The sequence below is a fragment of the Devosia sp. Z11_6 genome (assembly GCF_058133665.1).
The window spans coordinates 1066081-1085787 of sequence record NZ_JBYUNQ010000001.1; the positions used below are offsets into that span (position 1 = coordinate 1066081).

The window sequence follows — 19707 nt, forward strand, 5'->3', positions numbered from 1 at the left end:
CCAGAACCAAAGTCAGGGAAGCAGTCATGCAAGGCGAACTCTATGCAGATGCCATCGGGGAGATCACCGTCACGGGGACGGTGGTGCGGATCGATTTGGTCAGCCTTTCCGCAACCATGCGCGATACGGGCGGCCAGCCGATACCAGAACACCGGCAGCGCATCGTCATGTCGCTAGAGGGGTTTGCCAACAGTTTCGAGGTGCTGCAAAACGCCATGAACGGACTGATCGAGGCCGGCGCCATTCGACGCAATGAACCGAGCAATGTCATTCCGGTGAATCCGCCCAGGGCAAACGGCAACAGCCAGCAAAGCGCCTCACCCAATTTCGACTCCTAGCCGGTTCCCGTTGCCATGCAGGCGTTTGTTCAAACTGGCCCGGAATGCCTTGCCGCGGCTTTGCGCCACCATGGCCTCGATGGCAACGGTGGGCGGCTGGTGGCCGAGCATGCGATCGGCGCCGAAGGCATAGGCTTTGACCTGATGCTGCGCATGGCGCGGGAGGCAGGGCTGCGGGCGCGGCGCATCAAGGCCAAGCCCGCCACCATCCTGCGCTTGGGGCAGGCTTATCCGGCGCTGGCTCGGCTCGGGAACGGCAATTGGGTGTCGATCCTGGGGGCCCAGCAGGATGAAACCGGCGCCGTGGTGCTGCGCATATTCGATCCCCTAGCGAATACTCCGGGCGGGATGATCGAGGTTAAGCTCGAGCAGTTCGCCACGCGGTGGAATGGCGAGTTGCTGCTGGTCAAGCGCAGCTATGCCATTGCCGATCCTGAGCAACCCTTTGGCTTTGCGTGGTTCGTGCCTGAAATTTTGCATCAGAAACGGTTGTTCATCGATGTCGCGATCGCCGCCTTGTTTCTTTATGCGCTGGGACTGGCCACGCCGGTCTTTTTCCAGCTCGTGATCGACAAGGTGCTGGTGCACCAGAGCTATTCAACGCTGATCGTGCTCGCCATCGGGATTGGTGTGGCGCTGGTGTTTGAGGCGGTGTTCGTGTTCCTGCGCCGCTACCTGCTGATCTACGCCACCAACCGGATCGATATTCGGGTGGCAACCCGCACCTTCCGGCACCTGCTCGATCTGCCAATCAACTTCTTCGAACGCTCCTCGGCAGGCGTTCTGGTCAAGCACATGCAGCAATCCAGCCGCATTCGGGAATTTCTCACCGGTAGGCTGTTTCTGACCATGCTCGACACGCTGTCGCTGTTCGTCTTCATCCCCGTTCTGCTGATGTATAGCATGCAACTTTCCCTGATCGTGCTCGGATTCAGTGCCCTGATCGCGCTGGTGGTGGCGCTGCTGGTGGCGCCCTTTCGCAAGCGGCTGGCAGCGCTTTACGCCGCGGAGGGTGAACGCCAGGGCCTCTTGGTGGAGACCATGCACGGCATGCGAACTCTCAAGTCCCTCGCCATGGAGCCGCTGCAGCGGCGGGTTTGGGATGACCGGTCAGCCCAGACCATCAACACCCGCTTTAAGGTCGAGACCATCTCGATCTCGGCGCAGGCCGTCACCGGGCTGCTGGAAAAGCTGATGGCGGTCGCGATCATCAGTGTTGGCGCGCTTCTGGTGTTTGATGGCGCGATGAGCGTGGGCGCGCTGATCGCCTTCAACATGCTGGCTGGCCGCGTTTCAGGACCATTGGTGCAGATCGTCACCATGGTGCACGAGTACCAGGAAGTGGCGCTCTCGGTGCGCATGCTGGGCGAGGTGATGAACGAGAAGGTGGAGCGCAGCGGCAGCACGGAAGGACTGCGCCCGCAAATCGAGGGCGCGGTGGAATTCCAGGACGTGTCGTTCCGCTACCGTGACGACGGGCCCTTTGCGCTTAACGAGATCAGCTTTGCCGTGCCGGGCAATACGATCATGGGGGTGGTAGGGCGCAGCGGGGGTGGCAAGAGCACCGTCACCCGACTGATCCAAGGTCTGTATCCGGCTCAGCAAGGGGTGATCCGCATCGGCGGCCATGACTTGCGCGAACTGGACCTCAACCATCTCCGCCGCAGCGTCGGTGTGGTGCTGCAGGACAATTTCCTGTTCCGTGGCACGGTGCGCGACAACATCGCGGCAGCCAAGCCGGATGCGACCTTCGAGGAGGTGGTGGATGCAGCCAGACTCGCAGGCGCCGTCGAGTTCATCGAGCAGCTCTCGCGCGGTTACGACACCTTGATCGAGGAGGGGGCCGAGAATCTATCGGGCGGCCAGCGCCAGCGGCTGTCGATCGCACGAGCCCTCGTCACCAATCCGCGGATCCTGATCCTCGACGAGGCGACCAGCGCGCTGGATCCCGAAAGCGAGGCGATCGTCAAGCAGAGCATCAAGGGCATTGCCGCGGGGCGCACCGTGATCATCGTTTCGCACCGGCTCTCCATGCTCACCGATGCCGACGCCATCCTCGTGATCGACCGCGGGCGGCTGGTGGATGTGGGACCCCATAGCCAATTGGTTTCGCGCTGCACCACCTATCGCCATTTGTGGAACCAGCAGATGAAGCTTGTCGGATGAGTGCCGTTGAAAAGGAACCAGCGCGGCTCAGGCCCACCGGCAGGCCCGAACTCAAACTCGTGGAGCCAGGAACCGCGCCGGCAATCCGCGACTTCCAAACCGACGCGATTGCGCTCGAAGAACGCCGTCCGCCGATCACGGCCCGGCTGACGCTTTACCTCGTCGCCACCGCGATCGGTGCTGGTGTTTTCTGGGCCAGCGTGTCGCGGATCGACCAGATTGTTGTCGCGCCGGGCAAGCTGACCACCAGCCAACCGACCCTGGTAGTGCAGCCCTTTGAAACCTCCATTGTCCAGTCGATTGCGGTCAAGCCCGGCGATGTGGTGCGCAAAGGTCAACTGCTCGCTACCCTTGATCCGACCTTTGCCGATGCCGATGCCAGTCAATTGCAAGCCAAGCTGGCGGGCTTCGTGGCCCAAATCGCCCGCATGGAGGCTGAGCTGTCAGGAGCGGTTTATGCGCCACCGCTCCACGCTTCTCCCGAGGCGCAGATGCAGGCGGAATTGGCCCGGCAGCGGCGGGCCGCCTTCGAAGCCAGGTTGGCCGATTTTGACGCGCAGATTGCCCATGGCGAGGCGCTGATGCAGGCGGCAAAGGCGCAGGAAGCAACGCTGCGCAGGCGCCTGGGCGGTTTGCGCGAAATCCAAGATATGCATTCTACGCTGGCGGATAGCGGGAATGGCTCGCGGCTGGCATTTCTGCAGAGCCGTGATCTCGGGCTGGAGCTCGAAGTAACGCTCACTCAGGTGCAAGGGCAATATGCCGAAGCTCTGCACGGGCTTCAGCAGGTGCAGGCCGAGCGGCAGAACTTCGTCGAGGATTACCGGCGCCAGACCTTGGAAGCGCTGGTTGAGCTCGAGGAGAAGCAGGCGGGAATCAACGAGGAAGTGCGCAAAGTGACCTTACGCGCTGCCATGTCCCATCTGCTGGCGCCAGCGGATGCCGCGGTGCTGGAGGTGGCGCAACGCTCCCAGGCTTCAGTGGTGCAAGCCGCCGAGCCGCTGGTTACCCTGGTGCCGCTCAATGTTGCGCTTGAGGTTGAAGTGGCTGTGCCCAGCAATGACATCGGGCATCTGGCCCTTGGCGATGCGGCACGGATCAAGTTCGATGCCTTCCCCTTCCAGGAACATGGGACAGTTGCGGGCACAGTGACCTCGATCAGCGAAAACTCTTTTGCCAAGCAGCCCGGCGAGGATCCGGCGGGAGGCACGGCGTTTTATCGGGTGCGCATCGGTCTGAGCCAAGAAAAGCTGCGGCAGACGCCGGCCGATTTCCGCTTGCTCCCGGGCATGACGGTTTCAGCCGAGATCCACGCGGGGGAGCGGAGCGTGATCTCCTATTTCCTTTATCCCCTGATGCGCGGCATCGATGAAAGCCTGCATGAACCCTAAGGGTTGGGCGCGTCAGTTCAGGGGTGCAAGTCCTGCACCACCGCCCGCGACCTCCAGGCGTAAAGCAACCAGCCAAATTCATATGGCCGGCATTCGTAATCGATCTTGCCAGGCCGCAGCACTGCGTCGAGGCCAGGTAGGTGCCAACCCTTTTTGAGCGCCGTGGTGCCGGCGGCGATCCGACGGGCCAGTTTAGGGGGCTCGGTCCTGGCGACCTTGCGCCAGATCACGCTGTGCTGTTCCGAGATCATCGGCTGGTCCGTTTCGGGATGATCATCCAGCCAGCCCATGCCCTTGACGATGGCGGCGCGGTGATCCTGTCCGCCGGCATCCAGCAGATCGAGCAGGGCCATTGGGGCCATGGCATGCTGGTGCACACTATACACCGGATAGCCTTCAACCACGCTGCCATCGCGCGTATCGTAGTGCCACCACCATTGGCCAGCGCTCCCTTGCAGCTCGACAATCCTGGCGGCGCAGGCATCAGCGGCCTGTAGAGCGGCTATGTTGTCGTCGGCATAGCCGAGGCGGGCCATGGCCTGGATGGGATAAACCTGATCGGCGAAAGAGCCCACATGGCCACGCACCCAGCCACCGGCCGAGACTGGGGTAACATGGGGAAAAACTCCGCTGGCCGACTGGGCGTCACGCAACATGATCCAGGCCAGATCCTTGACGCGCCTCGTATCTCCCAAGTGCTGGCCAGCAATTGCGGCGGTGAGCGCCCAGGCACATGGCACCAACTCGACGCTCTCGCTTTCAGCAAGGATCTCGACAAGGATATCGTAGAGGTTCCGGGCAAAGATCCCCGCAGTTTCCGCTGCAGCCCACGCAGCCAGTGCGACGGCTCCGGGCTCGCGCGATTGGGCGGCACGGTCAATGCAGGACTGCGCGAGTTCCCTCGCGCTATGCCCATGCAGCACGCCCCGCTGCACCGTTTCGGGCATCCAGGCCAGACCTTGGGCAACATTGATCGTGTAGCGCAGATTGTCGCCCTCGGGGCGGGGTGCGGCAGCTTTCCTGGCGTCGATGCTGCGCATCGTGTGGGGAAACCGCATGTTTGGCAGCGCCATGTGCCGCAGGCCGTCAACCGCCAGGCTGCACAGCCTCGGCAAGCGTTCGCGCGCCTGGGGATATTCTTCTTCGAGCTGTAGAATGCGATCGAACTCAGGTCCTCGCACTCGCTTGGGACTAGGGTTGGAGCCGAAATCCTGCAACATGTTCATACCCTTGATTTCCATGCGCGCGCTTTGCATGGGGTCCGCCAGAATCTGAATCTTGCATGGGGGGTGGTGGTGCGCACTTCGCTCTTATGGTGCAGTTTGAAGAGGGCAGGATCACCCGGGCGGACTAGCGCCCCGCGGTGCTGAGGGAGCTTCGCCCTAGCGATTCCACATGTTCACCATGCTTGCGGCGTTGTCGTTCCAGATCAGGCGCAGCATCCGGCCGGCGCGATAAAGCCGGACCTGGGTCACGCATCTGAGCGCCAGGACACGTTCGCGCAAACTGCCGGCACGATCGGAGCGCCAGATTCGTACCACCTCCAAGGCAGGCGAGGCGGCAATCATGGCACTCTTGGCCAGCCATTTGATCCGACCCTGGGTTCCGCTGGCCGCTTTGAATTCATGGGCCACATGGCGGTCCCAGCGGCGAGCCAGCTCGCTGAAGCACTTGCAGGAGGGGGTATAGACGCGAGCATCCCCGACAAAGGCGATGCCGTGGCCCATGGCGGTGGCGCGCTGACCCCACTCAGTGTCTTCCATGGTGCCGATGCCCCCAAAGAGCCCCACCTTGGGGAATATCTTGGCGCGCACGGCCATATTGCCGGTGGCCGCGAAGCCATGCCGTTCGACATATTCGCGAGCGCGGTAGCTGAAGATATTCTCGTAGGCTTCGATCGCCGTGAGCTGGTCGGGATCGGTCGGCCTGATCCGGATGTCACCCCCCACAATGTCAGTTTCGGGGTGGTGCTGAAACCAGGCTACGATTGCCGCCAGCCAGTTTGGCGCGGCGACGCAGTCCGCATCGATGAAGGCCAGGATCTCACCGGCGGCTTCCGCCACACCCAGATTGCGGGCCGGGCCTGGTCCCGGGATAGGTTGGACCACAAGACGGGCTTGCGGAACGGCAGAGACCGCAGCGCGCGGCAGGTCGCGCGAGCCATTATCGACCACGATGATCTCGAACGAAATGCCCCGGCCTGCCTGCCGGGCCAAGGAATGCAGGCATGCCGGCAGATCGGGTTCGTTGAGATGTGGAATGATGATGCTGACGAGCGGTGGATTAGCCATCTTGATGCCCCCTCACCAAGCGGGGGAAGCGTTGTTGCTTCGCCTCGATTGCCCCTAGGCACTCACTGTGGTCCGACCAGATTTGTGCAGCAATAATCCCATCGCGGGCCTGGCTAACTAAGAAGGCTGGCCTGACGCCCCGATGTGTTCAGATCACAGAAGCGCGAGCCACCGATAGGATTTGGGTCAAATGCGATACTGGGCGGGAGGATCAAGGTCATGCCAATTCGGGACCTCGCAAGGGAGCTCAGTGGCCAAAGCCATAGCGCACCGTTTTGCGTGGTCGGAGCCGGCATTGCGGGATTGCTGCTGGCCACACGACTTGCCCGGCACAACAGGAAAGTTATTGTCGTTGAAAGCGGCACCGTCGCGTTTGATCCCGCTATCCACGAGCTCAACGACATTGATGACGCGGGTGGGGGGTATGGCCGTGCCATGACGGGCCGCTACCGCGGCCTTGGAGGCTCGTCGTCACGCTGGGGCGGGCGGATGATCCCCATTGCGGGGTTCGATCAGGGCGCTCGGGAACATGTCGACCAGCCCGAGTGGCCGGTGGCCCCGCACATCCTGAGACGCTACCAGCAAGAGCTGGAAGCGTTGTTTGGTGTCCGCCACGATTCTTTTGATGAGCTCGATACGAGAGCGCCGGGTTCGGCGGGCCTGCTTATCGATACTGGTGAGGATTTCATGACCCGTTGGGCGAAATGCCCCACGTTCAAGCGCTGCAACATCATCTCGATCCTGGGACGGGAGATCCGATCCAATCCCAACATTACGGTCTGGCTTAACGCGACGGTGTGTGGTTTCGATCTGGATACCGAGGCTGGGAAGCTGCGCGCCATCACCGCCAAGAGCCTTTACGGGCACGAGCTTACCGTGCGCGCCGAGGAATTCGCCATCGCAGCCGGCACTATCGAGTCCACACGACTGCTGCTGCTGCTTGACGCGGCCAGCGGCAATCGCGCCTTCGCGCGGACTGACGCCTTGGGGCGCTACTTCCAGGATCATTTGAAAGCGGAAGTTGCGTTGGTGGATCGCACGCGGGCTGACCTTACCAATCATCTGCTGAGTTGCCGCTTCGTTCGAGGTATCCGCCGCGACTTGCATCTTGAGCTATCCGGCAGCGCCCAGCGCGAAGACCAGGTTTCAAGCGGGTTCATCTATGTCGCCATGGATATGGGCAATAGTGGTATGGCGGCGATCAAGAGCATCGCCAAGGGCGTGCAACGACAGGAAGTGGAACCACGCCAGATCGGCACGGCAGTTCGGGATGTCGGCCTGATCGCCAAAAGCGGGTTCTGGCGCTTCTGGCACAAGCAGCTTTATGTGCCGCCCGCGGTGGATTTGCGCCTCATGGCGCTGGTCGAGCAACTGCCCGACCCCCGGAACCGCATCTCCCTATCGGAGAAAACCGACCAGTTGGGGGTGCGCAAAGCTTTGCTGCACTGGAAGGTGCTACCTAGAGACGAGCGGACCTTCCGCTCGGCCGCGCGCAGGCTCAGGACCTATTGGTCCCGAGCGGGTCTGGATAATCTCTGCCCATTGATCTGGGCTCCTGGCGTCAACAGCCCGGATGGCCAGATCATCGAAACGGTCGAAGCCTGCGCCCACCCGTCTGGCTCGACGCGCATGGGAACCAACCCAGCGACCTCGGTGGTTGGCCCCGATCTTCGCTGCCACCACGTGCCCAATGTTGCGGTCGCCAGCGCCTCGGTGTTTCCAACCGCAGGCAGCGCCAATCCGACCTTCACGATCATGCAGTTGGCGCTATGGCTTGCCGATTCCTACCTGTTGATCGGCGCTTAGATGTGGACGAGAGACGAGGCAGGCCCGGGTGGTTCGGCTTGTCTAACGGATCAGCAGTACCGCGTGAGAGCTTGCTGCGGAGGCTACCCGATCCTCACACAACTGGATCCTTTGTTGGCACGGCGCTGAGGTGCTGGAGCAGGTGGGCGTGGGTTGCAGCGTTCGCAACGATAAGCGCGCCGGTGCGCTCGAATATGTCGGGGCCGCGACCCCACCAGTCGGTGACGACACCACCGGCTTCCTCCACAAGGAGAATACCCGCCGCTGTATCGACAAAGCCGGTTTCCTCGAAATAACCGGTGAGGCGCCCGCACGCCACATAGGCGCAGGAATTGGCCGCGCTGCCGACAACGCGTACGGCGCCGATCTCGGCGCGGATGGCATCGAGCCGCTCGTAGGCCCCAGGGTAAAGCTGCAGCCCTGGGGTGGGCAGGCCGGTGCCGACGCACATAAGGCCTATGTCAGTGGAGCGGCTGACATGGAGGCGTTCGCCATTGAGCCAGGCGCCGCCCCCCGTCGTGGCCGTGAACATCTCGTCCGAAACCGGATTATAGACGAGGCCACAGACGGTCTCGTTGCCCCGCCGCAAGGCGATGGTGATGGTGTAGTGCTGGCCGAAAATGAAGTTGGTGGTGCCATCGATGGGGTCAACCAGCCAGCGGTGCTCGCGGTCCGCGCCTTCGACCGGGGCAAACTCTTCTCCCGTCAGGCTCCAATCAGGATTGATGGCAAAAAGGCGCTTGCGGATCAGTTGCTCGGACTCTCGATCCGCGTCGGAAACGAAGTCACCCGGACCCTTGATGCCGACCTCAAGGTCGCGAAAATTCTTGAAGTGCTCCAGGGTCAAGGCTCCCGCTTCGCGGGCTGTGGCAACCATTTCGTCGAGTATCTTGCTGTAATCCGTGATCATCGTGCGAGAGCCGCGAGCAGCCCCTCCGGGTCGTCGGTTGTGATCTGGTCAGCCTTGAGCTCAAGGAGCTTGTCAACCTGGGCGAGGGTTTCGGGGGTGATCTGGCGAATGGTCCAGGCATCAATCCGGCGCCCCGCGGCGTGGATGGGCGCGATGATGTCAAAGCCCGCGGCTCGCGCGGACAAGACGATTTCATAGGCCAGGTAGATCATCTCGGCTTTCGGAGCGGCCGCGAACGCGTCGGCAATGAAGCTGCAGTAGTCGCCGGTAGCGCGCAGTCGTGCCAGCGACTCCCCGTAGCAGGGGTCGTAGCCGGTGCGGAGACCCGGCGTCGCTTGGGCGAGGACTTCGATCGCCGCCGCGTCGCCCCCCGAAAGGATCAATGAACCAGCTACCGGCGCAACGCCTGCAGCAAAGTTTGCGACTGTCCGCGGATCCAGTGCCCCAAGATCTTCCTTGAAGTCCAGCTGCAGCAAAGCGTCGGGATGGGGAGGATTGCGCTGCAACAGCTGGCAGAGGTCCTCCAGCAGCATCACCCGGTCAGGTAATGGTGTGCCCTGATTGTCCCGCAAGTGCAGACTGCGCAGCATCGCGGTACCGCTTTCGCGCACCCGTCCGGCGCCAGTTGTTTCCGCTTCGAGAGTTGGGTTGTGGAGGATGGCAAAGCCGTGGTCGGCGTGAACGACCAAGTCAACCTCCACGCTGGCGCCCAGCCGCATGGCTTCGAGAATGCGGCGGCGGGTAAACACCGGGTCGGAAACCCGGCGGCGTGCCCTATGCCATTTCAGCCAAGTGCGGTGGCCGTCCCGCTCGATATAGAGTGGATCAGTCATTTCAGCTCCGAAAGACCTGCCGATCGTCGCGATAGGCCATTATGGCCCGCGGCCGGAGATGAGCGCCTTGCCCGGTCTTGAACAGGTCGGGGTGGGACACCATCGCTTTGAGGCGAGTGCCGTCGGGCAGCGCCAGGTCCACCAGGCCGTGGGTGCCAAAATCGGTGACGCGGTGCACCTTGGCTGGAGCATCCTCCGAAGCTTCCAAGTCGAGTGCTTCAGGCCGTACGGCGAGGATTGCCGCACCGTCAGAGATAGGCAGCGGCACTGTCAGACCGGCATGGCTGAAACTGCCGTTGCGCACCTCGCCTTCCACCAGATTCATGGTGCCGATGAAACCAGCGACGAAGGGCGTCTGCGGATCACGATAAACCACATCCGGCCGGTCGATCTGTTCGGTGCGACCATCGCGCATTACGACGATGCGGTCGGCCATGGAGAGCGCCTCGTCCTGGCCGTGGGTGACGAACAGCGTCGTAATTTTGAGGCGCTGCTGGATGTCGCGCACCTCCTCGCGAAGGCGTTCGCGCAAGTGCTGGTCGAGGCTGGCAAAAGGCTCGTCCAGCAGCAGGATCTTGGGTTCAAGTACCAGCGAGCGGGCGAGCGCAACGCGTTGCTGCTGCCCGCCCGAAAGCTTGGCGACATGGCGGCTGCCGTAGCCGGAGAGGCCCACGAGATCGAGCACGGCCTCGACGCGCTGCTTGATCTCATCCGGAGCCACTTTGCGCAGTTTTAGCCCGAAGGCGAGGTTCTTGAACACGTTCATATGGGTCCAAAGCGCGTGGCTCTGGAACACCATGCCGGTAGGGCGCTTTTCGGCGGGCACATGGGTGATGTCTTCGCCATCAATGGTCATGTGGCCGCTGGTGGGGCGCTCGAACCCGCCCACCATGCGCAGCAGGGTGGATTTGCCAGAGCCGGAGGGGCCGAGCAGGCACACAAGTTCGCCATCGGCCACATCAAGCGAGAAGCTGTCCACGGCGCTGACGGCGCCGCCAAAAATTTTGGATACGTCTTTGATCTCGAGAACGGACATCAGTTTTTCCTAGCCGCCGAAGCCGCGGGCGAACGAACCGGAATTGACAACCCGGCGGGCAAACAGCAGGGCAATGAAACTTGGCACCCAAAGCAGCACGGACAGCACCGCGCCGAACTGAATCACGGGCTGGTTGTTGATGAAGGAAATCATCAGCACCGGCAGCGTGCGCACCTGCGGGGCGCCGATCAGCCAGGCGCCTTCGGTTTCATAGAAAGTGCCGACAAAGCTGAGGAGGATTGCCGCTGCGATGGTGGGGCCAGCCTGGGGCAGGGTGATGGACCAGAACACCCGGAATGGCCCGGCACCGACATCGCGCGCCGCTTCTTCCATGCGCCGGTCCACGGATTGGAATGCCGCCACCGGAATCCAGATCATGAACAACAAGGTGCCCACGAGCTGGATCAGCACCACACCCCAAAAGGTGCCGATAAGATTGAGCTGCAGGAAAATGCCGGCAATGGCGACGAGGAGGCCAAATTTGGGGAAGGCGTGGCCCGCGAGGAACGAGAAGAACAGGAGGTCCCGGCCGGGAAACTCCAACCGGGCGAAGGCAAAGGCGGCCGGCAGGCAGATGGCAGCCGAGATCAGCGTGACCGTGGTCGCCAGGGTCAGGCTCATCGTGATGGAGGTCCAGACATCGGCGCGGCCCAAGGTCTGCCCCCAGAAGCGGAGACCGAACTCCTGCGGGATCACCGAAGGATAGCGCCACACATTGGTGAAGGCCCAGGTGCCCACCACGAGCAGCGGGAACACGATAGCTAGCGTTAAAACAACGGCCAGGATGATGCCGGTCCAGTCGACGCGGCGATGCACAAGAGTGGCCATGCTAGGGCGTCCTGTTCTTGGCGACCGAGCGCACATAGAAAAGACCGAACACGATGCAGAACCCGAAGGTCACGACGGCCTGGGTGATGGCACTGGTTGGATCATAAAGGTCGCGGAAGGTGCGCTGCATGAAGGGGCCCATCATTTCGGGCGCCGCTGGGCCCAGGATGTAGGGCAGGGTGAAGGCCGAGAAGATGCCCAGCACGGCAAAGGAGATGGCGACCAGGATGGAATTGGTGATACGCGGCAGAATGATATGCCAGAGAAGCGTGAAGCGGCCGGCGCCGACGTCTCTTGCGGCCTCGATCGATTGGTTGGACACATTACCGAGACCTGAAAGCAGGATCAGAACGGTCAGCGGGATATTGTCCCAGACGAGGCCGATCACGGGTCCCCATGGCGTTAGATAGGGGGAGCGGATCTTGGGCAGGCTAATTGCATTGAGCAGCAAGTCTACGGTGCCATTGGGGCCAAGAACGCGGATCAGGGCGAAGCTCAGGATGATCGAGGGCACGAACATGGGAAAGATGGCGAGGCCCTGCACATAGGCCGCTACCTTGCTGTCGGAAAAACGCAGGTAGAGCGCGATCGGCAGGCAGATGACGAGCAGCAAAATGGCGCAGACGCCAGTGGTCCACAGTGTGACCGAGAGGTTTGATAGGCTGTAGCCGTCTGAAAAAAAGAAGCGGTAGGTCTCAAGCGAGAACTGGGTCCCCTCGGGTGTCCTCAACCATATGGTGGTGATCACGGCCGAGATGATGGGCCAGATCACGAGCCAGAGAACCAGCAGCACCGGCACGGCGACGAGCAGGAGGCCGACCGGCCTCCTGCGTTCTGGCGCAGCGGGCATAACCGGTCGGCCCGCGTCGATTGCGGTCACGAGGCGGGGTCCACGTTTGGCGCCACCGTGCGATACCAGCCATCATTGATAGCAACTTCCCAGGGGCCGCTAGGGAAAACCGGGATGGAGCTGGGAATGATGTCGGCGAAGCGCTCGCGCAGATCAGACGCCACATAGTCCCAAGATACGCCGGGAAAGCCGCCGAGTTCGGTCAGAACTGCCGACTGGATTTCTTCGCTAAGAACGAAATCAGCCAGCTTGATCGCCGCATCCTTGTTGACGCCATTGGAGAGAATGGTGATGCGCGAGAAGCCGCCGGGCAGTCCAAGATCCTGCAACTGCACCAGGCCCGTGGTTTCTGGGAGGACCCCTTGTTCGATGGCCTTGAGCACCTGATCGGACCACGCCGGGATCATGGTTACGGCAGCCTGCCCGAGCAACTGCAGCGATTGGGTATTGCCGGATGTATACGCACCCTGGTCGAACAGCGAGGGGGAAATATCCTTGAGGATTTCCCATGCCCCGGGCAGCATGGCCGCGGTGTTTTCGGGCGTGGCATTATCGACCGTAAACTTGCTGAGATCCTGGCCATTGGCCTCGAGCACAGCCCGTCGCACGAAATTGAGACCCGAACCGCCCTTGTTGGGGCGATTATAGATGAACTGGCCTGGATTGGCTTTGATCCAAGCCATCAGGTCCGGCCAGGTCTTGGGCGCATTGGCGGGATCAAGCTTGGTGGTGTCGTATGCCAGCAGCACCTGCGAGCCGCGGTAGGGCAAATTGGTGGGGATGTCGATGCCGAGCGGATTAAGCTTGGAGTAGTTGGACAGCCCCGCCTGCTCGAAGTCGACCCACAGACCTTGTTCCAGGGCGCCGACCGGTTGCCGCGAGTCGAAGCCTTCGAAGAAATCTGCCTGGGGATCGGCGTTCGAGCTCATGGCAGCGAGGCCGCGCTCGGCGATGGACTGGAGGCCCGCATTGTCCCCGCCGTCCACCAGGTTGAGCGTGGTGCCCGGATTGGCCGCTTCGAAAGCGGGCTTCACTACATTGGTCCAGAAGTCGAGAATGTTCTGATCCGAGCTCGTGTACCAGTCGATGGTGCCTTCGGCGGCGAAGGACATGCGGGGCAGGACGGCCATTCCGGCTGCGGCGCCGGCAGCTGAGATCATGAAGGTGCGGCGTTTCATTGTGCTTCTCCCATGAGGCGATCCGGGGCGGATCGCCGCGCTTTCCGTACCGATCGCGGAGGCGGATGGCGGCTCTTGGCCAAACAACGAACCGGATCGGCGCCGACTCGTTCGCCCCATGGGCTCCTCCCGCGCATGCGCATCGACGAGGCCGACCCAATCTGGTGCTGGGTTTTGCCGGCCGGCGAGACATATGCTGGGCCAAGACAACACCGAAATACGACTGCACACAAGTGCAGCAGCGAACATTTTTCGTCGGTGTGTCTAGCGCGGTTGCATAACGCTTTAATGACAAACATGCGCGTTGCGCACGTGTGCAAGGATGCGGCTATGGCGCGCCCGGACGAACTGAGCGGCGCCAGATCGGCATCGGCTCGATCACCCTTCGCGTCGAGTCCGCATTGTCGGGCTGCTGCAGCAGTGCCACGACTTCATCGGCGATCACCTCGAGCGGCTGGGAGAAGGTGGTCAGGTTGTAGGATGCCCAACCGGCCTGCTCGATATCGTCGAAACCGATGACACACAGGTCTTGCGGAATGCGCAAGGCAAATTCCTGGCGCGCGGCGTCCATGAACCCCAGCGCAAAGAGGTCGGTTACGCAAAAAACGCCGTCCGGAGCCTGGGAGCGGCCAAACAGCCGCCGGGCTGCCAGCTGTCCTTCGGCGTAGCTGGAAGGGCCGACCTCGGTGGCGGTTACGGCCATGCCGGCAGCTGTCGCGGCCGCAACAAATGCACGCTGCCGTTCCACCAGACTCGCCGTGCGGGTGTTGGAGGTGACAACCGCAAGGCGCAGGCAGCCCGCGCGCTGCAGCAGGTACTGCGCCTCGGCGCCCGCCATGGCGTTGTCGACGCCCAGATTGGAGCTACCAACCAGCCGCTCGTCGCGGTTGATCAGAATCACCTGCTGGCCGTTGGCAAGGCAAGTCTCGATCAGGCTCGCGGGGGGCGTGCCGGATAGCACCACCGTAGCATCGGCGCGGTAGTTGAGCGTTTGGCGCAAGGCTTGCGCCGCGCTTTCCTGATCGGTTTCGGTGTTGATGATCATGATGATCTTGCCCACCGCCTGCAGCCTGCGGGTCAGCACATCGACGAGGCGGGCGCGGATAGGGGTGGTGAGATTGGCGACGACCAAGCAGACGATATTGCTGTTTTCGCGCAGGCCGCGGGCAAGGTGGTTGACGTGGTAGCCAAGGGCGCTCGCTGCATCGAGCACTTTGCGGCGGGTGGCTTCCGATACGCTGGCGCCGTCGGTGAAGGTGCGCGACACCGCCGAACGGGAGACGCCGGCGCGCTCCGCCACCATCTGGGCTGTGACGAAGGTTCTGGGTCTGTCGCTCATGGTGTGCGCCATCCTGCTCGGGCGGCGCGATTAGCCGGGAGAACACAATCGACGTCAAGATGGCAGGGTGTTCCGCAGTGCTGGGATCGGCGGGCAAGCCGCTCAGAGAGTCAGCACGAAGCGGAAGAGCGCATCGCCTTCCCACCACATGGGGAAATTGGTGCCCCATTTGTTGTTATAGAGATTGACCCGCAGTCCGGTAGAAAAATCTGGCACATCAGGCTGGAACGGCAGGAAGGGCGAGCCGGCCGGGGCGACGAGGGCGGCGTCGAGCAGGTCAAGCGTAAGCTCGCCAATTGCACCCTTGGCCCGAACCGCCTCCACCGCTTGAAGCTGACCGCCGCCCTTGCGGACGACGGCCTTCGAGTCGTGCCAGAGTCCCAGCTTGCGCAGGTACCAGTTGCTGAGGCCTGCAGGGCTGAACTGGAGGAAGCCAGCTTCGGGCATGCGGTTGGCCGGCTTGTTGCGCAAGATGAGGCGGATCTCAACCTGCCGCTCGCCGAGACCATGTAGCCCAATTTCGCACTGACCCGGCGCGCCGAGTTCGGCATGAGCTTGGGGGGGCAGGGTGGCCATGGCCGTGCTGACGCCCGCTACCCCAACCAGGCTTGGGACGAAGCTGGCGGTGCGCGCAGTCCTGGCGGTTTGCAGGCCGGGCTTGTCGTGGTCCAGAATGGCCCAGATTTCGCGATGCTGAAGATAGCTGTCGAGGTGCTCCTGCAACGCCGCCCAGTCATAGCTTTCGTGGCTATAGCCGAGCAGGAGCCCGTTTTGCCCCTCAATGCGTGAGCCAGCGGGCGATAGCAGCGCTCGAATCCCGCCGGTGACTGGATCTAGATCCGCGACCCAGCCGGCATCGCTGATGCGGTCGCCTGTTGCATCTGGCACCGGCGCAGTGACCGGCAATGTTTCTGCTAGTGCCGCTTCGGCGATCTCCCGATCGATGGGCTGGAGCTCTGCCAGTGCGGCATCGAGATAAGCGCGCTGCTCGGCCCAGGATTGCTCGGTATAGCTAAAGCGATAGTCAGTTGAGCGTGCGCGCTCGAAGTCGACCCGATCCCAGGCCGTTTCGTCGCGCAGATAGGTCTTGATGTCGACGCCCCAGGTATGTTCCGCTACCATGGCGATGCCGCGGCCAAAGGCGCGGCGCTCGGTCGTCGGTTCGCCAATCCAGCTGTCATGGAGCCGCTGCAGAGCGCGAAAACGCGCCAGCTTGCGCGGGTCGCTCGCCGTGCCATGGATCCAGCTATCGCCGATCTCCTCGGTGACTACGGGAAAGCTGTCTCGCCGGTCCCACATCAACTCGCCAAAGGCATCCAGGGTCGAGGCGGCAATGGTTGCGCCTGGATTGGCGTGCTGGATGTGGCGGAGCGCTTCTACCGTCTGCGGCACGCTTTGGGGCCCGATATTGTCGGCGGTGTGGGCAAAGCTGAGCCCGACCTCTTCTCCGGCGGGAAAGTCGGTGGCCCCATAGGAGCCTTGATACATCACGACGATTTCCGCGCCGCCAGGGGCGCGCCAGCGGAAAATCGGCGGCACGTCCGGAACCGGGCTCGCGGTATTAACCCCCAGATGCAGGAAGTGCACCCCGGCGGCGGCGAGTAGCGGGACCATACCCAGCGTATGTCCCGGTACATCGGTCATCTTGGCCGCCGTGGTGGTGCGGCCGAAGCGGCGGTCGAGTTCCTCGGAATAGGATAGCCCGGCTTGGAACAAGGCTGGCGACATGAGTTCGGTATGGGTGGTGAAGGGCAGGGCGTGCCAGGTGATCAACCCGCGCCCGATGGCTCGCTCCAAGCGCCTGACACGCTCGGCGTCCTGAGAATGGAGGTGATCCCAGATAAGCCAGGCGCCCGTGGTCCAAATAAATGTGGGATGGACGGGATTTTCGGCAAAAAAGTGCTCGCCCGTCCGGATCGCCTGCGGAATGAACTGCTCATGATATTGCTCGCGAACCCGCGCGGCGTGGTCGGTAAAGCCGATATCGAGATGGGTCTTGAAGATCAGGTGGATATGTTTGGCCATGGAGTTCAACCAACCGTGCCGCGCACGATGAGCCTGGTGTTGAGGGTTTCGTGAAACCCCGCAGCTTCGGGCTCGTTGAGGCGGCGCAGAATCAGACGCACCAGGGCACTGACCCGCTCGTCTAGGTCGAACTTGACCGTGGTCAGGTTGTAGCTTTTCCAATGGGACTGGGCGATGTCGTCAAAGCCTACGACCTTGACGTCCTGAGGCACGCGCAGGCCGAGTTCATGGCGCAGGGCATCGATAACCCCGAAGGCGCCGACATCGTTGGCGGCAAAAATCGCATCCACGCCGTCGCGAACGCGAAAGAAGTTCACCGTGGCCCGGTAGGCGGTGTCATAGCTGTAGTCGCCCTTGATCACGGCTGGTGGAGGCAGGCCGCGTCTCGCCATCACCTGTTCGAGGGTGTGCTGCCGCGACGCGTTGGCACGAGATCCGCGCGCTCCCGACAGATAAGCGATCCGCCGCGCACCATAACCCTGCAGCAGGGCAACCGCCTGATCGATCCCATCCCAGTGCAACACGTTGAGCCGGTCATGCATAGGGCCGCTGCTGGGCTGGTCGGCAGCACCGGGCGCGGGATAGTGCACATAGATGGGCACCGCGCGGCCCATGAACCGGGCCAAGGTGCTCGGCTTGACGTTCTCGACGAAGGCAATCACGGAATCTGGGTTGTGGCCCCGCATCGTGGCCAGTAGCTGCTCGTCCATGGAGTAGTCGGTGCGCGTCTTGAACAGGAGGGTGGCAAAACCCTCGTGCTGCAGCGCGGTGGTCAGCGCGTCAATCTCCTGGCTTTCCCAATAGGCGTAGACGTCGGGCACGATGATGCCGACTAGGTGGGAGCGCCCGCTGACCAGCGCACGGGCAGCTCGGTCGGGAGTGTAGTCCAACTCCTTGGCGATGCGCAGGATCAGTTCGCGCTTGGCGGGCTTGAGCGACGCATGGGGATTAAAGGCGCGGGACACGGCAACCCGCGAAACATTGGCGCGCGCTGCGACCATTTCCGCAGTCGCCCGGCCGCGAAGGGCCCCACCTAATTCGTTCAAACGCGCCTCCCGTCATCTGCCAAAAAGATGAAAGCGTGTACAAACCTCTGGGCGCAGCGGGTCGATCTGTCAAGAATAGCCCATTGAGCACGAGCTGGCTTTTCGTCGATAATCGTCACTGGAACGTCACCAATACATGCCATCTGGGCTGCCGGGCCTCAATGGGGCCGCGAACGGGCTGCGAATCTCCGCATTGACGTTCTGTGATAACGTGTTCATTCTCGCTGGGCTGGTAGAGCACAGGCACTGTCCGACGCCCCGGCCAATATAGGGCTACCGGAGAATTCGGAGCCACCACATGGGAGGTTTTGCAATGAGCAATCGTTGGCGTGCAGTTGCGCTTGGTGTGGCCGGGGCAGCAGCCACGGCTATTCCGGCTTTTGCCGTTGATCTCGATGTCACCTGCCGTTGCGTGATTGGTGGCGTTAACAGCGGCACGGCCGAGTGGATCGAAAACAGCGTCATCCCGGCTTTTGAAGCGGCGCATCCCGACGTCGATGTCCGGCTCAATCAGTTCGGCGGCGAGGACGCGCAGCTCACCCAGCAGCTGGCGCTGGATTTCTCGACCGGCGCAGGTCCCGATGTCTCTGCCTTCGATGGCTTCCTGATCCCCTCCTTTGTGGAAGGCGGCTTGCTCAAGCCATTGAACGCGGTCGCCGGTGAAGCGGTCGATAGTTGGACGGGCTGGGCGGCGCTTTCGGAGGGATCGCGTGCGCTGATGGCATATCAGGGCGATTATTACGGCATCCCGCTGGGGACCGATGTGCGTATGCTTTATACGCGAAAGGATATCCTGAGCGAAGCGGGGATCGATGCAGAGAACTGGCAGCCCGCCTCCTGGGACGACATTCTGGCGGCAGCACGAGCTATCAAGCAGGTCAAGCCGGATAGCTTCCCCATTCAACTCAACGCCGGCGTTGCCATGGGCGAGGCCACCACGATGCAGGGCTATTGGCTGGCGCTGCTCGGCACCGGCGAGGGTGTTACCGACGAGAGCGGCAAGTTCATTGTTGCCAGCCAGGGCATTCTCGATACGCTCAACCTTTACAAGACCATCTATGTCGATGAGCAATTGGGTGATCAGCGCGCCCAACTCCTGGCCGATGGGCGGAACCGCTCCTTTGCCAATTTCCGCGACGGCGTAACGGCGCTGTTGTTTGAGGGCGACTATTTCTATCGCTCCGTGACCCCCGAGGGCTCCGAGTTCGCAGTGCCTGATCGTGATGCCGTCCTCGGGTGGGCCAAGATCCCGGCCAAGGCGCCCGGCGCTGGCATTCGCGGGCAGGATTTTGTCACCATCTCAGGCGGTACCGGGTTTGTCATCAACCCGGCAACTGATGCACCCGCCGAGGCATGGGCGTTCCTGTCGTTCATGAACGAGCCCGAGCAGCTAGCCGCCTTCCAGGCGATACAGCCGCGGATCACCGCGCGTACCGATGTTGAGATTCCCAATAATCCATTCCTGACGGAAACCAGCCAGGCGCTCCTGCCGCTGACCACCGCACGCCCAAACGATCCCAACTACAATGCGGTGTCGGCTGAGATCCAGCGCATGACCGAAGCGGTGGTTTCGGGCGAACTCTCGCCCGAGGATGCAATGGCTCAATACGGGTCGGCGGTCATTGCGATCGTCGGCGAGGAAAACACCGTCAGTCTGCTCTAGCCCTCCC

General features: G+C 62.3%; 16 protein-coding genes. 5 read left to right on the forward strand and 11 right to left on the reverse strand.

The window, feature by feature from the left end:
- Positions 1 to 26: 26 nt before the first annotated feature.
- The 3 genes from AC3YMN_RS05065 to AC3YMN_RS05075 are packed head-to-tail and all read left to right on the forward strand — an operon-like array spanning position 27 to position 3895.
- Positions 27 to 338, forward strand: a complete 312-nt coding sequence (locus AC3YMN_RS05065; RefSeq protein ID WP_206524720.1) for a hypothetical protein — start codon at positions 27 to 29, stop codon at positions 336 to 338.
- 15 nt (positions 339 to 353) lie between these two features.
- Positions 354 to 2504 carry a peptidase domain-containing ABC transporter gene (locus AC3YMN_RS05070; RefSeq protein WP_489889146.1) on the forward strand — a complete coding sequence of 717 codons (2151 nt, stop codon included), beginning with the start codon at positions 354 to 356 and terminating at the stop codon, positions 2502 to 2504.
- Positions 2501 to 3895 carry an HlyD family type I secretion periplasmic adaptor subunit gene (locus AC3YMN_RS05075; protein WP_489889147.1) on the forward strand — a complete coding sequence of 465 codons (1395 nt, stop codon included), beginning with the start codon at positions 2501 to 2503 and terminating at the stop codon, positions 3893 to 3895. Before AC3YMN_RS05070 ends, AC3YMN_RS05075 begins: the two co-directional genes overlap by 4 nt.
- Positions 3896 to 3912: 17 nt before the next feature.
- On the opposite strand, the gene AC3YMN_RS05080 is transcribed toward AC3YMN_RS05075, so the two are convergent.
- The gene (locus AC3YMN_RS05080; protein ID WP_489889148.1) at positions 3913 to 5121 is read right to left on the reverse strand and encodes a hypothetical protein; all 1209 of its coding nucleotides are present in this window, start codon (positions 5119 to 5121) and stop codon (positions 3913 to 3915) included.
- Positions 5122 to 5277: 156 nt separating this feature from the next.
- Positions 5278 to 6186 (reverse strand): glycosyltransferase family 2 protein, encoded by a 909-nt coding sequence (locus tag AC3YMN_RS05085; protein WP_489889149.1) that lies wholly within the window; start codon positions 6184 to 6186, stop codon positions 5278 to 5280.
- 219 nt (positions 6187 to 6405) lie between these two features.
- Here AC3YMN_RS05085 and AC3YMN_RS05090 point away from each other — a divergent pair, with 219 nt between their 5' ends.
- On the forward strand, positions 6406 to 7992 hold the full coding sequence (locus AC3YMN_RS05090) for a GMC oxidoreductase (RefSeq protein WP_489889150.1): 1587 nt from the start codon (positions 6406 to 6408) through the stop codon (positions 7990 to 7992).
- Positions 7993 to 8086: 94 nt separating this feature from the next.
- On the opposite strand, the gene AC3YMN_RS05095 is transcribed toward AC3YMN_RS05090, so the two are convergent.
- The 9 genes from AC3YMN_RS05095 to AC3YMN_RS05135 form a co-directional block, all read right to left on the reverse strand.
- Positions 8087 to 8902 carry an inositol monophosphatase family protein gene (locus tag AC3YMN_RS05095; RefSeq protein WP_489889151.1) on the reverse strand — a complete coding sequence of 272 codons (816 nt, stop codon included), beginning with the start codon at positions 8900 to 8902 and terminating at the stop codon, positions 8087 to 8089.
- Positions 8899 to 9735 carry a glycerophosphodiester phosphodiesterase gene (locus AC3YMN_RS05100; RefSeq protein WP_489889152.1) on the reverse strand — a complete coding sequence of 279 codons (837 nt, stop codon included), beginning with the start codon at positions 9733 to 9735 and terminating at the stop codon, positions 8899 to 8901. The genes AC3YMN_RS05095 and AC3YMN_RS05100 overlap by 4 nt, the downstream gene beginning before the upstream one ends.
- A 1-nt stretch (position 9736) precedes the next feature.
- Positions 9737 to 10771 (reverse strand): ABC transporter ATP-binding protein, encoded by a 1035-nt coding sequence (locus AC3YMN_RS05105; protein WP_489889153.1) that lies wholly within the window; start codon positions 10769 to 10771, stop codon positions 9737 to 9739.
- A gap of 9 nt (positions 10772 to 10780) precedes the next feature.
- The gene (locus AC3YMN_RS05110; protein WP_127753347.1) at positions 10781 to 11599 is read right to left on the reverse strand and encodes an ABC transporter permease; all 819 of its coding nucleotides are present in this window, start codon (positions 11597 to 11599) and stop codon (positions 10781 to 10783) included.
- A 1-nt stretch (position 11600) separates the two neighbouring features.
- Positions 11601 to 12449, reverse strand: coding sequence for an ABC transporter permease (locus tag AC3YMN_RS05115; protein WP_489889205.1), 849 nt, complete (start codon positions 12447 to 12449; stop codon positions 11601 to 11603).
- 26 nt (positions 12450 to 12475) lie between these two features.
- A complete protein-coding gene (locus AC3YMN_RS05120; protein WP_489889154.1) occupies positions 12476 to 13627 on the reverse strand; it encodes an extracellular solute-binding protein in 1152 nt (383 codons plus the stop codon).
- 328 nt (positions 13628 to 13955) lie between these two features.
- Positions 13956 to 14966: a LacI family DNA-binding transcriptional regulator gene (locus AC3YMN_RS05125; RefSeq protein ID WP_489889155.1), complete on the reverse strand. Its 1011-nt coding sequence runs from the start codon at positions 14964 to 14966 to the stop codon at positions 13956 to 13958.
- A 102-nt stretch (positions 14967 to 15068) separates the two neighbouring features.
- Positions 15069 to 16991, reverse strand: coding sequence for a DUF5054 domain-containing protein (locus tag AC3YMN_RS05130; protein ID WP_489889156.1), 1923 nt, complete (start codon positions 16989 to 16991; stop codon positions 15069 to 15071).
- Between the two features lie 5 nt (positions 16992 to 16996).
- A complete protein-coding gene (locus tag AC3YMN_RS05135; protein ID WP_489889157.1) occupies positions 16997 to 18037 on the reverse strand; it encodes a LacI family DNA-binding transcriptional regulator in 1041 nt (346 codons plus the stop codon).
- 313 nt (positions 18038 to 18350) lie between these two features.
- Between AC3YMN_RS05135 and AC3YMN_RS05140 the strand changes: the two genes are divergently transcribed.
- Positions 18351 to 19700, forward strand: a complete 1350-nt coding sequence (locus AC3YMN_RS05140) for an extracellular solute-binding protein (protein ID WP_489889158.1) — start codon at positions 18351 to 18353, stop codon at positions 19698 to 19700.
- The last annotated feature ends 7 nt before the right edge of the window (positions 19701 to 19707 follow it).